The 13,183-nt window shown below is 67.8% G+C and carries 10 protein-coding genes; 6 read left to right on the top strand and 4 right to left on the bottom strand.

Annotated features, from left to right (window positions below):
• Positions 1-39: 39 nt before the first annotated feature.
• From BM052_RS00420 to BM052_RS00410, 3 genes are all read right to left on the bottom strand, one after another.
• A complete protein-coding gene (locus BM052_RS00420) occupies positions 40-1,101 on the bottom strand; it encodes a homocysteine S-methyltransferase family protein (RefSeq protein WP_091141989.1) in 1,062 nt (353 codons plus the stop codon).
• A gap of 63 nt (positions 1,102-1,164) precedes the next feature.
• Positions 1,165-2,058 carry a methylenetetrahydrofolate reductase [NAD(P)H] gene (metF, locus tag BM052_RS00415; RefSeq protein WP_091141987.1) on the bottom strand — a complete coding sequence of 298 codons (894 nt, stop codon included), beginning with the start codon at positions 2,056-2,058 and terminating at the stop codon, positions 1,165-1,167.
• Positions 2,055-3,071, bottom strand: coding sequence for an ArsR/SmtB family transcription factor (locus BM052_RS00410; RefSeq protein WP_091141986.1), 1,017 nt, complete (start codon positions 3,069-3,071; stop codon positions 2,055-2,057). The genes metF and BM052_RS00410 overlap by 4 nt, the downstream gene beginning before the upstream one ends.
• 168 nt (positions 3,072-3,239) lie before the next feature.
• Between BM052_RS00410 and BM052_RS19765 the strand changes: the two genes are divergently transcribed.
• The 5 genes from BM052_RS19765 (at position 3,240) to recQ (ending at position 10,490) form a co-directional block, all read left to right on the top strand.
• Positions 3,240-3,410, top strand: a complete 171-nt coding sequence (locus tag BM052_RS19765; RefSeq protein WP_177198261.1) for a hypothetical protein — start codon at positions 3,240-3,242, stop codon at positions 3,408-3,410.
• Positions 3,411-3,627: 217 nt separating this feature from the next.
• On the top strand, positions 3,628-5,283 hold the full coding sequence (locus BM052_RS00405; RefSeq protein ID WP_091141984.1) for an NAD+ synthase: 1,656 nt from the start codon (positions 3,628-3,630) through the stop codon (positions 5,281-5,283).
• A gap of 83 nt (positions 5,284-5,366) precedes the next feature.
• Complete coding sequence (locus tag BM052_RS00400) at positions 5,367-6,341, top strand: ABC transporter ATP-binding protein (protein ID WP_091142964.1); 975 nt, start codon at positions 5,367-5,369, stop codon at positions 6,339-6,341.
• A gap of 613 nt (positions 6,342-6,954) precedes the next feature.
• Positions 6,955-8,556, top strand: a complete 1,602-nt coding sequence (gene nadB, locus BM052_RS00395; protein ID WP_091141983.1) for an L-aspartate oxidase — start codon at positions 6,955-6,957, stop codon at positions 8,554-8,556.
• 62 nt (positions 8,557-8,618) lie between these two features.
• Positions 8,619-10,490, top strand: coding sequence for a DNA helicase RecQ (gene recQ, locus BM052_RS00390; protein ID WP_255405905.1), 1,872 nt, complete (start codon positions 8,619-8,621; stop codon positions 10,488-10,490).
• A gap of 162 nt (positions 10,491-10,652) precedes the next feature.
• On the opposite strand, the gene BM052_RS00385 is transcribed toward recQ, so the two are convergent.
• Positions 10,653-12,074 (bottom strand): L,D-transpeptidase family protein, encoded by a 1,422-nt coding sequence (locus tag BM052_RS00385; protein WP_091141981.1) that lies wholly within the window; start codon positions 12,072-12,074, stop codon positions 10,653-10,655.
• Positions 12,075-12,246: 172 nt separating this feature from the next.
• Here BM052_RS00385 and BM052_RS00380 point away from each other — a divergent pair, with 172 nt between their 5' ends.
• On the top strand, positions 12,247-13,143 hold the full coding sequence (locus BM052_RS00380) for a DMT family transporter (RefSeq protein WP_091142960.1): 897 nt from the start codon (positions 12,247-12,249) through the stop codon (positions 13,141-13,143).
• The last annotated feature ends 40 nt before the right edge of the window (positions 13,144-13,183 follow it).

The following is a 13,183-nucleotide window of genomic DNA, read 5'->3' as shown; positions in this document are numbered from 1 at the left end:
GTTCGACACGAACGGCGCGGGCATCATGAAATAGGGATATCACGCCGCCATGATGAAGGGCTCAAGCCCGGCAAGGCGCGTCACCGGTTCGAGCACCGGCAGCTTGCGCGGCGGCAGGCCGGCGACGGCCTTGGCGATGGCGGCGATATGCGCGGGCGTCGATCCGCAGCATCCGCCCAGCACGTTGACCTGCCCGGCGAGGGCCCATTCCTGGACGAAGCCGGCGGTGGTGCCCGGCATCTCGTCGTAGGCGCCCAGTTCGTTGGGCAGCCCCGCGTTGGGATAGACCATGATGAGCGTATCGGCGATCTCCGACAGGGTCTTCACGTGGGGGCGCAGCTGGGTCGCGCCGAACGAGCAGTTGAGACCCACCGTCAGCGGCCTGGCATGCCGCACCGCGTGCCAGAACGCCTCTACCGTGTGGCCGGACAGGTTGCGGCCGGAAAGGTCGGTCAGCGTCATCGAGAGCATGATCGGCACTTCGCGGCCGATCTCCGCCTCAAGCTGCTTGACCGCCATGATCCCGGCCTTGGCGTTGAGCGTGTCGAACACCGTCTCGATCAGGATGAAGTCCACCCCGCCTTCGACGAGGGCGGCGGCCTGTTCCTTGTAGACGTCGACCAGCGTGTCCCAGTCGATCTCGCGATAGCCGGGATCGTTGACGTCGGGGCTGAGCGAAAGCGTCTTGTTGGTCGGGCCGATCGCGCCGGCGACGAAGCGCGGGCGGCGAATGCCGTTCTCGGCGTCCCGGGCCTGGAACTCGTCGGCGACGCGGCGTGCCAGTTTCGCCGATTCGACATTGATCGCGCGTACGAGATGCTCGGCGCCATAGTCGGCCTGGCTGATGCGGTTGGCCGAGAAGGTGTTGGTCTCGGCAATGTCGGCCCCGGCCTCGAAATAGGCGCGGTGGATCGCCTCGGGCACTTCGGGCCTGGTCAGCGCCAGGATGTCGTTGTTGCCCTTCTGCTCATGGCCCAGGCCCAGGTCGCCGGCATAGTCCGCCTCGGCCAGCTTCCAGTTCTGGATCTCGGTGCCGAACGCCCCGTCGGTGATAAGGATGCGCCTGGCGGCCTCGGCGAGGAAGGTTTCTCTGGTGGTCATGGCTAGTCCATCAATTGAAGGAAATCGGAAAAGGAAAAGATCTGAAAAAGCAGCGGGCGCGTTTCAACCCTTCGGCCTGAGCCCCAGCAGCTGGCAGATCGCATAGGCCTGTTCGGCGCGGTTGAGGGTATAGAAATGGAAATCGCGCACGCCGCCCTCGTAGAGGCGCTTGCACAAGTCGGCGGCGGCGACCGCCGCGACCAGCGCGCGCGGGCCGGGGCGCTCGTCGAGGCCCTCGAACATCGTTTCCAGCCAGCCGGGGATCGCGGTGTTGCCCGACATGCGGCGAATCGCCGCGAAGCTCGTCACCGGCATGATGCCCGGCAGCACCGGCGCGGCGATGCCGGCCGCGAGCACTTTGTCCAGGAAGCGGAAGTAGGCATCGGTCGAGAAGAAGAACTGCGTGATCGCGCGCGCGGCGCCGGCGTCGATCTTGCGCTTGAGATTGTCGAGATCGGCCTCGGCGCTCACCGCTTCGGGATGGACTTCGGGATAGGCGGCCACCGAGATGTCGAAATCATGCCGCGCCTTGAGGCCCGCCACCAGCGCGGCGGCGCTGGCGTAGCCTTGCGGGTGGGGCACGAAGCCGCCGTCCGCCGGCGGCGGATCGCCGCGCAGGGCGACGAGGTGGCGCACGCCCGCTTCCCAGTACTGGTCGGCGATCTCGGCGATCTCTTCCTTGCTGGCGCCCACGCAGGTAAGATGCGCGGCGGGCACCAGATCGGTCTCGCGCACCAGCCGCGCGACGGTGGCGTGGGTGCGTTCGCGAGTCGAGCCGCCGGCGCCGTATGTCACCGAGACGAAGCCCGGGCCCAGCGGCGCAAGCTGGGTGATCGCATCCCACAGCTGTTCCTCCATCTTCTCCGTCTTGGGCGGGAAGAATTCGAAGGAAACGGAAATATCGCCCGGCAACCCCGCGAAAAGGGGGCGTTCGGCCGGTCGGTCGGCGGCGGTCATGGGCATGTCGTCTTTCGTTCGTCGGGGTCTTGCGGAGTGTTGTCCGGCGCGGCTGGCGCGGTGGCGGATTCTCGCCGCGCCGTCCAGATCTTCACGGTGAGCGGATCGCCCGGCAGCGCCACGGGCGCGTCGGGAAAGAGCCCGGCCCCGGTCAGCAGCGCCAGCATCTGCTCGTCGGAGAAGCCGAGGCGGGCGTGGGCGTGGCGTTCGCGCAGCTCCTCCCGCTGGTGCGCGGCGAGATCGACCACGGCGATGCGGCCGCCCGGCCGCAGCACCCGCGCCGCCTCGCCCAGCACGGCGCCGGGATCCTGCGCATAGTGCAGCACCTGGTGGAACAGCACGGTGTCGAAAGTCCCGGCGGCGAAAGGCAGCGCGGTGAAGTCCCCCTGCACCAGGCCGACTTTGTCCGCCGGCAGCGTCTGCAACCGCGCCCGCGCGATTCGGAGCATCTCCGGGCTCTTGTCGAGCGCGGTGACGTTGCCGGCGCGCCCGGCGAGCAGCTCGGCCATCCGCCCGGTGCCGGTGCCGACATCCAGCAGCGCCCCCAGGTCGCGCCCGTCGAGCGCTTGCAGCAGCGCCGCCTCCACCGGCTCGTCGGCGCCGTGGAGCAGGCGCAGCGTGTCCCATTCCTCGGCATGGCGGGCGAAATAGGCCTGGGCGCTCGCCTCGCGACCGGCGCGAATCGCGGCAAGGTGGCGGCGATCCTCGGCGCAGCGGGCCGCGAAAGTGGCATCGGCGCGCTCGGCCGCGGCCAGCAGGCGGGCGGCGGCGACGCCGAGCGGAAGGCCGTCGCGCTCGTTCACCGCGCTCCGCAGGAACACCCAGCTGCCTTCCTTGCGCCGCTCGGCAAGGCCGGCGTCGCACAGGATGCGGATGTGGCGCGAGACGCGCGGCTGGCTCTGCCCGAGCACTTGCGCCAATTCGCCGACGGCAAGCTCCATGTGCGCCAAAAGGCGCATGATGCGCAGGCGCGTCGGCTCCGAAAGCGCTCTCAGGAGGGGGTCGATCCGCATGGGAAATCATATAAAGATATCTTTATATGTTCGCAACCCCCAGGGAATCAGCGGATTTCCACCTCTCCACTTCCTATTTGCGTTGCACCATCGTCTCGTCTAAAGATTGGCACCGCAGGCTTGCCTGCAAGCGTTGGCCTGTGGGCCAAACAATGCAAGGGGATTCGCATGAAGAAGATTGCTTTCGCCGCGTTCGCGTCGGCCGCTGCTCTGTCGCTCGCTGCTTGTAACAGCGAACCCGCTCCCACGGAGACCGAGTCGGTCGAGACTGCTCCGGAAGAGATGATGACCGGTGATGCCACCGACGTGCCGACCGACGCTCCGTCCGAGGCGATGTAATCCGGCTTTGGGGGCTGGCGTCCGCCGCACCCGGCACGCCGGCCCCCGCCGCTTTCCGTCCCGCAGGCCTGCGGGGCAAACGGAAAGTCCGTCTCCGGGCGGACGAAAGCCCTCCCCTGCGGGAGGGTTTTTTGTTTGTGCTCCGCGCGTCGATTGACCCTTCCGGCCGGAGGGTTTTCGTTTGCACTGCGGGTTGCCGCGGGGCATCAACCCGGCCATGCCGGACACGCTGAAGATCGCCCTCGCCCAGCTCAACCAATCGGTGGGAGACATTTCCGGCAACGCGCAGGGGGTGCTCGATGCGCGGGAGAAGGCCAAGGGCAGCGACCTCATCGTCTTTCCCGAACTCCACCTGATCGGCTACCCGCCCGAGGACCTGATCCTCAAACCCTCGCTGATCGAGCGCGCCGCCCATCAGCTCCAGCAGCTCGCGCAGGCCAGTGCGTCGGACGGTCCGGCGATGCTGGTCGGCTCGGCCTTCGTCCTCGACGGCGCGCTGCACAACGGCGTGGCGCTGCTGGACCAGGGCAAGATCGCCGCCGTGCGCCTGAAGCACGAACTGCCGAATTACGGCACTTTCGACGAGATGCGGCTGTTCCAGCCCGGCCCGCTGCCCGAACCGGTGATCTTGCGCGGCACCATGATCGGCGTGCCGATCTGCGAGGATATCTGGCGCCCCGAAGTCTGCCGGCACCTCGCCGATTTCGGGGCGGAGATGTTCGTCTGCATCAACGGATCGCCCTATGAGATCAACAAGGACGCGCTGCGCATCGAAGGCGTGGCGAAGCGCCGGGCGGTCGATACCGGCCTGCCGCTCGCCTATCTCAACCGCGTCGGCGGCCAGGACGAACTGGTCTTCGACGGCGCCAGCTTCGTCGTCAACGGCGACGGCACCCTGGCGGTCCAGCTCCGCGACTGGGAGGAGCAGGTCGTCCAGACCGGCTGGACCAAGACCGCGCAGGGCTGGCGCTGCGATCGCGGGCAGGTGGAAACGCTCGCCACCCACCCCGAGGACATCTACTGCGCCATGGTCCTGAGCCTTCGGGACTACGTCAACCGCAACAAGTTCCCCGGCGTCGTGCTCGGCCTCTCGGGCGGGATCGATTCGGCCGCCTGCGCCGCCATCGCGGTCGACGCGCTGGGCGCCGAGCGGGTCTGGGGGGTGATGATGCCTTCGCGCTTCACCAGTGCCGAGAGCCTGGAGGACGCCGCCGCCTGCGCCGCCGCGCTCGGCATTCGCCACACGATCATGCCGATCGGCGCGGCGGTCGACGGTTTCGACGCCATGCTCGGCGAAAGCTTCGAAGGCCAGGCCCGCGACATCACCGAGGAGAACCTGCAATCGCGCATCCGGGGCGCCGCGCTCATGGCTCTGTCGAACAAGTTCGGGCCGATGCTGATGACCACCGGCAACAAGAGCGAGATGAGCGTGGGCTACGCCACCATCTACGGTGACATGGCGGGCGGCTACAACCCGCTCAAGGACGCCTACAAGATGACCGTCTTCGCCATCGCCGGCTGGCGCAACCGGCACCGCCCCCGCATCGGCCTGGGGCCCGAGCGGCCGGTGATCCCGGAGCGCATCCTGAGCAAGCCGCCCACCGCCGAGCTGCGCGACAACCAGCGCGATTCGGACAGCCTGCCGCCTTACGAGGTGCTCGACCCGATCCTGCTCGGCCTGGTGGAGCACGACAAGAGCGTCGAGCAGCTCGTCAACGAGGGCTTCGAGCGCGGGACGGTCCAGCGCATCGAACGCCTGCTCCACCTTGCCGAGTACAAGCGCCGCCAGGCCCCCCCGGGGGTGAAGCTGACGGCCAGGAACTTCGGCCGGGACCGCCGCTACCCGATCACCCATGCCTTCCGGAGCGGCTGAGCGCGGCGCCCGGGGCATTCGGCCTTCGGCGCCCCTTTACGCCGGCCCTTTACGCCGGCGCGAACCTGCCCCAAATGCGGGGCATGACCAGCCCCTCCCAGCCCGCCCCCTCCCAGCCCGCCGGCGCCATCTCGATCCGCGGTCTCGTCAAGCGTTACGCGCCGACGGGCGATGGAGAAGGCAAGCTGGCGCTCAAAGGGGTGTCCTTCGACGTGCCCGAGGGCGGCATCTTCGGCCTGCTGGGCCCCAACGGCGCGGGCAAGTCTACGCTTATCAACATCCTGGCGGGGATGGTGATGAAGACTTCGGGCAGCGTCGACATCTGGGGCTTCGACATCGACCGCGACCAGCGCAACGCCAAGCGCTCGATCGGCATCGTCCCGCAGGAGATCGTCTTCGATCCCTTCTTCACCCCGTTCGAAGTGCTGGAAATCCAGGGCGGGCTCTATGGCGTCGCGAAGCACTTGCGGCGGTCGGAGGACCTGCTGCGCGCGGTCCACCTCTCCGACAAGCGCAACGCCTATGCCCGCACGCTTTCGGGGGGCATGAAGCGGCGCCTGCTGATCGCCAAGGCGCTGGTGCACCAGCCCCCGGTGCTGGTGCTGGACGAGCCGACCGCCGGCGTGGACGTGGAACTGCGCCGCCAGCTGTGGGAACTCGTCTCCGAAATGAACCGCGAGGGCGTGACCGTGGTGCTGACCACGCACTACCTCGAGGAAGCCGAGCAACTGTGCGACCGCATCGCCATCATCAATCACGGCGAGCTGATCGCCAACAAACCGACCCGCGAACTGGTGGGCATGGCGCGCGAGAAGATCCTGGTCCTGACACTCGACCGCGACATGGCGCAGCTGCCCAGCCATCCCGGTTTCGTGAAGTGCGACCGGACCGGGGAACGCAGCCTGGAGATCACCTATGACAAGGACCGCAGCAACGCCGGCGAGATCCTCTCGGCGGTGCAGGCCCAGGGTTTCGCGATCGTCGACGTGACCACCCGCGAGGCCGACCTGGAGGACGTTTTCGTGTCGCTCACCAGCCAGGCGCATGCGGCGGCCTGAAAGGCGCTGCCGGGGGTGATATCCCGGGGGTGATACCCCAAGCGTGATATCAATGTGTTGATCGCGACTCTCCGGGCTCGCCCCCCGGACCGCTGTCTTCGCAGCGCAGTACCCGGAATCAGGATCAAAGCCCGCTCGTCCTGAGCTTGTCGAAGGACGCTGGCGCGGGGCCAACACCCTTCGACAGGCTCAGGACGAGCGGGGAGAGGGCGCGGATTTCGGGCTCTTCGCTGCAAAGACCGCCCGCTCAACCGTCGCCGCTCAACCGTCGTCGGTCCGCTTTTTCCAGATGTTGTGGGACTTGCGCCAGATCGACGTGCCGCAATGGCGGCATTGACCGACATAATGCATGCCGTTCCAAGTCACCTGGCGCCGGTCTGGACTGTGCCTGTTCATCAGGCACAATGGGATCACTGAAAGCATGCGTTCACCCGATGCCCAATTGTTTCCGACTCTGCTGAAAATGGCACGGCCCCTTGCAGTGCAGCAAGCCCGTTTCGCCCGTATCTACGTATGACTCCATAATACTCGACCGATCCGTGTGCTGCAATGCACATAATGTCGCCAGATGTAACTTCTTGCGGGCTTCGATCGCACTCGGCATGGGGGCGTCATGGAACCGCAAGAAACCCCGCCGACCGGTACTTTCGACGTCATCGTGATCGGCTCCGGAGCCGCCGGCCTGACCGCGGCGCTGGCGCTGGCCGGCCGGCTCAAGGTCGCGGTTCTCGCCAAGGGCGGGCTGGCCGGCGGATCGACCGCCTGGGCGCAGGGCGGGATCGCGGCGGTGCTCGACGAAGGCGACACTTTCGAGGATCACGTGCGCGATACCATGGTCGCCGGCGCCGGCCTGAACCGGCGCGAGACGGTGGAGTTCGTGATCGCGCGCGCGCCCGGCGCGATCGGCCGCCTGATCGATCTCGGCGTTCCCTTCAACATGGATGGCAACACGCTCCACCTGACCCGCGAGGGCGGCCATTCCCACCGCCGCATCGTCCACGTCGACGACGCCACCGGCCAGGCGGTTCAGCAGGCACTGCTGCGCGCGGCCGAGGCGAACCCGAACATCACGCTGCTGTCCGGCCGATCGTGCATCGATTTCATCACCGGCCGGCATGAACTGCGCTATTGCCCTTCCGGCCGGGTCTGGGGCGTCTACGCGCTCAACGAGCAGAGCGGCGATGTGGAGACGTTCACCGCCCGCGCGACGGTGCTGGCGACCGGCGGGGCGGGGCGCGTCTATCAGTTCAGCACCGCCCCGCGCGGCGCCACCGGGGACGGCATCTCGATGGCCTGGCGCGCCGGCGCGCGGGTCTCCAACATGGAGATGATGCAGTTCCACCCGACCTGCCTCTACAATCTGGACGTCAAGAACTTCCTGATTACCGAGGCGGTGCGCGGGGAAGGGGGGCGGCTGAAGCACCCGGTCACCGGCCACCGCTTCATGCCCGACTACGACGCCCGTGCCGAACTGGCCCCGCGCGATGTCGTCGCGCGCGCCATCGACGACCAGATCAAGCGCTACGGCCTGGACTACGTCCACCTCGATATCAGCCATCAGCCCGCCGCCTTCGTGAAGGAGCACTTCCCGAACATCCACGAGAAGCTGCTGACGCTGGGCATCGACATGACCCGGGAGCCGATCCCGGTGGTGCCGGCGCAGCACTATACCTGCGGCGGCGTGCTGATCGATCTCGACGGGCGGACCGACCTGCCCGGGCTCTATGCCGCCGGCGAATGCACCGAGAGCGGGCTTCACGGCGCCAACCGCCTGGCTTCCAACTCGCTGCTCGAATGCTTCGTGTTCGGCGACGCGGCCGCCGCGCACATCCTGGCGAACTGGAACGGTTTCGAGGCGCCTCCCCCGGTCATGCCCTGGGACGAGAGCCGCGTGACCGATTCGGACGAGGAAGTCGTCATCAAGCAGAACTGGACCGAAATCCGCCGCTTCATGTGGAACTACGTGGGCATCGTGCGCACCACCAAGCGGCTTGAGCGCGCGATGCACCGCATCCAGTTGCTCAACACCGAAGTGGAGGAATATTACCACCACTTCCGCGTTTCCACCGACCTGATCGAGCTGCGCAACCTGCTGCAGAGCGCCGAACTGATCGTGCGCTCCGCGCTCAGGCGGCACGAAAGCCGGGGCTTGCACTACACGCTCGACTATCCCGGCACCGATGCCGGGGCGGTGGATACGGTGCTGGTGCCTTAGGGTGTGCCGGGATTTGGGCCCCGGCCTTTGCCTGTGCTCCAAGGCTCTGCCATAACATGCCCGTGAACGAAGACGACTGGCCTTTCGAGACGACTTTCTACGGCGACGACGAGGGGATGGACGCCCCGGCGTCCGCCTTCGATTTCGCGCCGGCGGAGCCGCCCTCGGCGGAGCAGGTGGGCCGCGCGCTGCATGACGTCTTCGGTTTCACCGCCTTTCGCGGCGTGCAGGACCAGGTCGTCGACCGGGTGCTGCATGGCCGCTCGACGCTGGCGGTCATGCCCACCGGCGCCGGCAAGTCGCTGACCTACCAGCTTCCGGCGGTGCTGCTGGAAGGGACCTGCGTGGTCGTCTCGCCGCTAATCGCGCTGATGCACGACCAGCTTCGCTCGGCCCGCGCCAACGGCATCCGCGCGGCCGCGCTCACCAGCGCCGACAATGACCGCGAAGCGACCATCGAGGCGTTCCGCGCGGGCCGGCTGGACTTGCTCTATGTCGCGCCCGAACGCGCCAGCCAGGCGCATTTCCGCGAGCTGCTGGCGCGCGCGCGGATAGCCCTGTTCGCCATCGACGAAGCGCACTGCGTTTCCGAATGGGGGCACGATTTCCGCCCCGACTACCGGTTGCTGCGGCCCCTGCTCGACGCTTTCCCGCAAGTCCCGCGCCTGGCGCTGACCGCCACCGCCGACCATCATACCCGCACCGACATCCTGGCCCAGCTCGGCATCCCGGAAGACGGGCTGATCGTGGCCGGATTCGACCGCCCGAACATCCGCTACACGATCCGCCCGCGCGACAACGCGATACGCCAGATCCAGGCGGTGATCGACGAGAACCCGGGGCCCGGCATCGTCTATGCCCCCACTCGCGCCCGGGTCGAGCAGCTTGCCGCAAGCCTCGCGTCGGCCACCGGGCGCCGGGTGCTGCCCTATCACGCCGGCCTCCCGTCCGAAGTGCGCGCCAGCAACCAGGCCATGTTCGTCGCTTCCGAGGACATGGTCATGGTGGCGACGGTCGCCTTCGGCATGGGGATCGACAAGCCCGACGTGCGCTTCGTCGCCCATGCCGGCATCCCCAAGTCGATCGAGGCCTATTACCAGGAGACCGGCCGCGCCGGGCGCGACGGCGATCCCGCGGTGGCGGTGATGCTGTGGGGTGCCGACGACTTCGCGCGGGCCCGCCAGCGCCTGTCCGAGATCGAGCCGCACCGCCTGCAAAGCGAGCGCCAGCGGCTCGACGCGCTTGCCGTGCTCGTCGAAACGGCCGAGTGCCGCCGCGCCGTGCTGCTGCGCCACTTCGGCGAACAGCCGCCCGAACGCTGCGGAAACTGCGACAACTGCCTCGATCCCGCGAACGTGGTCGATGTCACCCGGCTGGCGCAGAAGCTGCTCTCGGCGGTGTTCCGCACCGGGCAGAGCTATGGCATGGGGCATCTGGAAAAAGTGCTCGCCGGCATCGCCGACGACCGCGTGCGCCAGCGCGGGCATGACCAGCTCTCGGTCTTCGGGATCCTGGCCGAGGACGAGAAGCCGCTGCTCAAGGCCCTGTCGCGCGCGCTCCAGGCCCGCGGCGCCCTGACGCCGACCGAGCACGGCGGCCTGGCGCTCGGCGGCGATGCCCGCCTGATCCTGAAGGGCGAGGCCAGCGTGATGATCGTGGTGCCGCCCAAGCAGGAAAAGAAGCGGCGGGGCGGCCGCGAGGGGATCGCCAATCCGGTCGGCGACCCGCTGTTCGAGGCGCTGCGCGAACTGCGCCGCGAGCTGGCGCAGGCGGCCGGCGTGCCCCCCTACGTCGTGTTCCACGATTCGACCTTGCGCGAAATGGCTACGGCCCGCCCCGCCACCCTGGCCGAACTGGGCACGATCGGCGGCGTCGGCACCCGCAAGCTTGATGCCTATGGCGATGCGTTCCTGGCGGTCATCCGGCGGTTTTAGGCAGATGTTCTCGATCGCCGCTCTTCACCCTTCTCTTGAAGGGCGGGAATCGCCTATGCGCTGATCTTGTCCTTCGTTGTCACCCTGGATCGCGTCGCAGACCTCACCGCCTTGCTCGGGCGAAGGGAAGGGAACAGGAGTTTCGATCAGTGATACTTGGTATCACAGCGGATTGTCGAGCTGGATGATCGCCTCGTCGCTGGCGCGCTGGGTGGTCTTGAGCTGGCGCGGGGCGGTGAAGCTGGCGAGCACCGGCTGGTCCCGGCCATAGATGTCGCCGAACGCCTTGAGCTGGCCGTCGATCGAGCGGGCATAAGTGAAGTAGGCGATGTAGACCGGGAAAGTCCGCGTCATTTCCACCTTGGTATATTCGCCCGAGCGGGAAATGTCGGCCGCTTCCGCCGACGGCATCCTGGCGCCCAGGATCGCCATCGTCATGCCCAGCTCCACCGCGCGCTCGGTGCGGATGCAGCCGTGGCTGAAGGCGCGCACGTCGGCGTTGAAGTATTCCTTGGACGGCGTGTCGTGCAGGTAGATCGCGTGCGGGTTGGGCATGTCTATCTTCATCAGGCCCAGCGCGTTGCCCGGCCCCGGCTGCTGGACGACGTAGATCGTCCCGTCCGTCCCCTTGGTGGCCTTGTAGCCCGCCGTCTTGGCCCAGGCAGGATTGGCAAGCACCTTGGCCCCCAGTCCCTCGCCCTTGACGATCGACTGCGGCACCGTCCAGGTCGGGTTGAAGACCACCGCCGAGACCGTCTCGGCCAGCTGCGGGGTGGCGGTGCGGCCCGGCTTGCCGACGACCGTGCGATAGGTGCGGATGATCTTGTTCTTGACCACCAGGCGCAGCTGGAACTCGGGCACGTTGGTCATCAGGTAGACGTCGCCCAGATCGCGGGCGAGCCAGCGCCAGCGGTCCATGTTGGCCTGGATCAGCGCGCGCCTGGTCTTGCTGGCCATCGGCGTGGCGGCAAGCTCGGCCTTGAGCGCGGCATAGTCCGGATTGGTCGGGGCGAGCCGGTCCACCACGCCGGCCACGTCGTGTTCCGACAGAGCCTGGGCCATGACCTGCGCGGTAGGCATCACGTCCTGGTCGGGATCGACCGCGAACCACTGCACCCGCGCATCCATCGGCGTGCGCCCGTCGCGCAGGTCTTCGATCAGCCAGCCGAACACCCTGCTGGCCAGCGCGTCGAGCGCGTCGCCTTCGCCTTTCGCGATCGCCGCCTTGAGCGCGGCGGGCTGGTAATCCGCCGGGACCAGCCCCTCCTTGCCGATATATTCGATGGTGGAAAGCAGCGCCTTCGCATCGGCGAGCGACCAGCTCATCACCGGCTCTGGAACGACCACCGGCTGGACCATCGGCGGAATGGCCGTGGGGATCGTGATCGGGGTGGGCGAGCCCTGGGGGGCGGCATTCGGCACGGGATTCGGCGGAGATGCCGGCTGGGGCGTGCGTTGGGCTTGCGGCAGAATGTCCTCGGGCATCTCGGCCTTGATCTTCTGCGCCAGCACCGGCTGCGCCGTCAGGCCAAGAGCCGTGAAGGCCGACACGACGGCGGGACCGAAACGCTTGATACTCGCCATTCTCTTAGACCTGCCAGATTGCCTGCGTGCGTGGAAACGGTGCCGCGAACGAACGGATCGGCGGCGATCGAGCCCCGATTTGCCCCTTCGGCGCCCACTCTTCAAGGATTCGTCCTGTCGCTGCGATGAATTGCTTGCGCACAACATCCACCGGGGCGAGACGCATGGCATGATGCGCGCCCGATCGTTCACGCTTTCCCCCGGGTATCGCCCGGTGCTCTCGGTGGTTCTGGGGATCGGCGCGTTCAGCGCAATGGACGCCGCGATCAAGGGTGCATCGATCGCGGTGGGCGTGTTCACCGCGCTGCTGCTGCGCAACCTCTTCGGCACCGTGCTGATCCTGCCGCTGTGGTTGGCCGCCGGGCGGCCCCTGCCCGGCCGCGCGGTGCTGCGGGTCCACGCCCAGCGCTCGGCGATCACCGCCGCGATGGCGGTGCTGTTCTTCTATGGACTGGTGCGCATCCCGCTGGCGGAAGGCATCGCCATTTCGTTCATCGCGCCGATCGCGGCGCTCTATTTCGCCGCGGTGATGCTGGGCGAAAAGGTCCGCCCCCAGGCTATCGCGGCTTCGCTGCTGGGCGTGGCGGGCGTGCTGGTGATCGGGGCGGGGCGTTTCGGCGCGGGCACGTATTCCGACGAGGCGATCGCGGGCACGGCGGCGATCCTGTGTTCGGCGATGTTCTACGCGATCAACCTGGTGCTCCAGCGCAAGCAGGCGCTGCTGGCCGGCCCGGTGGAGATCACCTTGTTCCAGAGCGGCATCGTGGCGCTGATCTTCCTGGTCTTCGCCCCGTGGTTCGCGGTCTGGCCCGATGCCGCGAGCCTGCGCATGATCCTGGCCGGCGCGGCGCTGGCGACGTGCGCGCTGCTGTTCCTGTCCTGGGGCTATGCCCGGGCCGAGGCGCAAGTGCTGGTGCCGGTCGAATATACCGGCTTCCTCTGGGCCGCGCTGTTCGGCTGGCTGATGTTCGGCGAAAGCGTCAGCGCCGCGACGCTGGGCGGCGCCGCGCTGATCGTGCTGGGCTGCTGGATCGCCGCGAAAAAGCGCGAACATCCTGCCCTCGGCTAGCCCCGCCCCCCTTGACCTCGCGGTGCTTAGCGCGCATCGG

It is taken from the genome of Novosphingobium sp. CF614, from assembly GCF_900113255.1.
In the GTDB taxonomy this organism is placed as follows: Bacteria; Pseudomonadota; Alphaproteobacteria; order Sphingomonadales; family Sphingomonadaceae; genus Novosphingobium.
This window is presented reverse-complemented; position numbering and strand designations above follow the sequence as displayed.

Coding starts and splice junctions, on each gene's coding strand:
- metF (WP_091141987.1), bottom strand. CDS start 2,058: ATGACCGCCGCCGACCGACCGGCCGAACGCCCCCTTTTCGCGGGGTTG.
- BM052_RS00385 (WP_091141981.1), bottom strand. CDS start 12,074: ATGGCGAGTATCAAGCGTTTCGGTCCCGCCGTCGTGTCGGCCTTCACG.
- BM052_RS00405 (WP_091141984.1), top strand. CDS start 3,628: ATGCCGGACACGCTGAAGATCGCCCTCGCCCAGCTCAACCAATCGGTG.
- BM052_RS00420 (WP_091141989.1), bottom strand. CDS start 1,101: ATGACCACCAGAGAAACCTTCCTCGCCGAGGCCGCCAGGCGCATCCTT.
- BM052_RS00400 (WP_091142964.1), top strand. CDS start 5,367: ATGACCAGCCCCTCCCAGCCCGCCCCCTCCCAGCCCGCCGGCGCCATC.
- BM052_RS00410 (WP_091141986.1), bottom strand. CDS start 3,071: ATGCGGATCGACCCCCTCCTGAGAGCGCTTTCGGAGCCGACGCGCCTG.
- BM052_RS00380 (WP_091142960.1), top strand. CDS start 12,247: ATGCGCGCCCGATCGTTCACGCTTTCCCCCGGGTATCGCCCGGTGCTC.
- nadB (WP_091141983.1), top strand. CDS start 6,955: ATGGAACCGCAAGAAACCCCGCCGACCGGTACTTTCGACGTCATCGTG.
- BM052_RS19765 (WP_177198261.1), top strand. CDS start 3,240: ATGAAGAAGATTGCTTTCGCCGCGTTCGCGTCGGCCGCTGCTCTGTCG.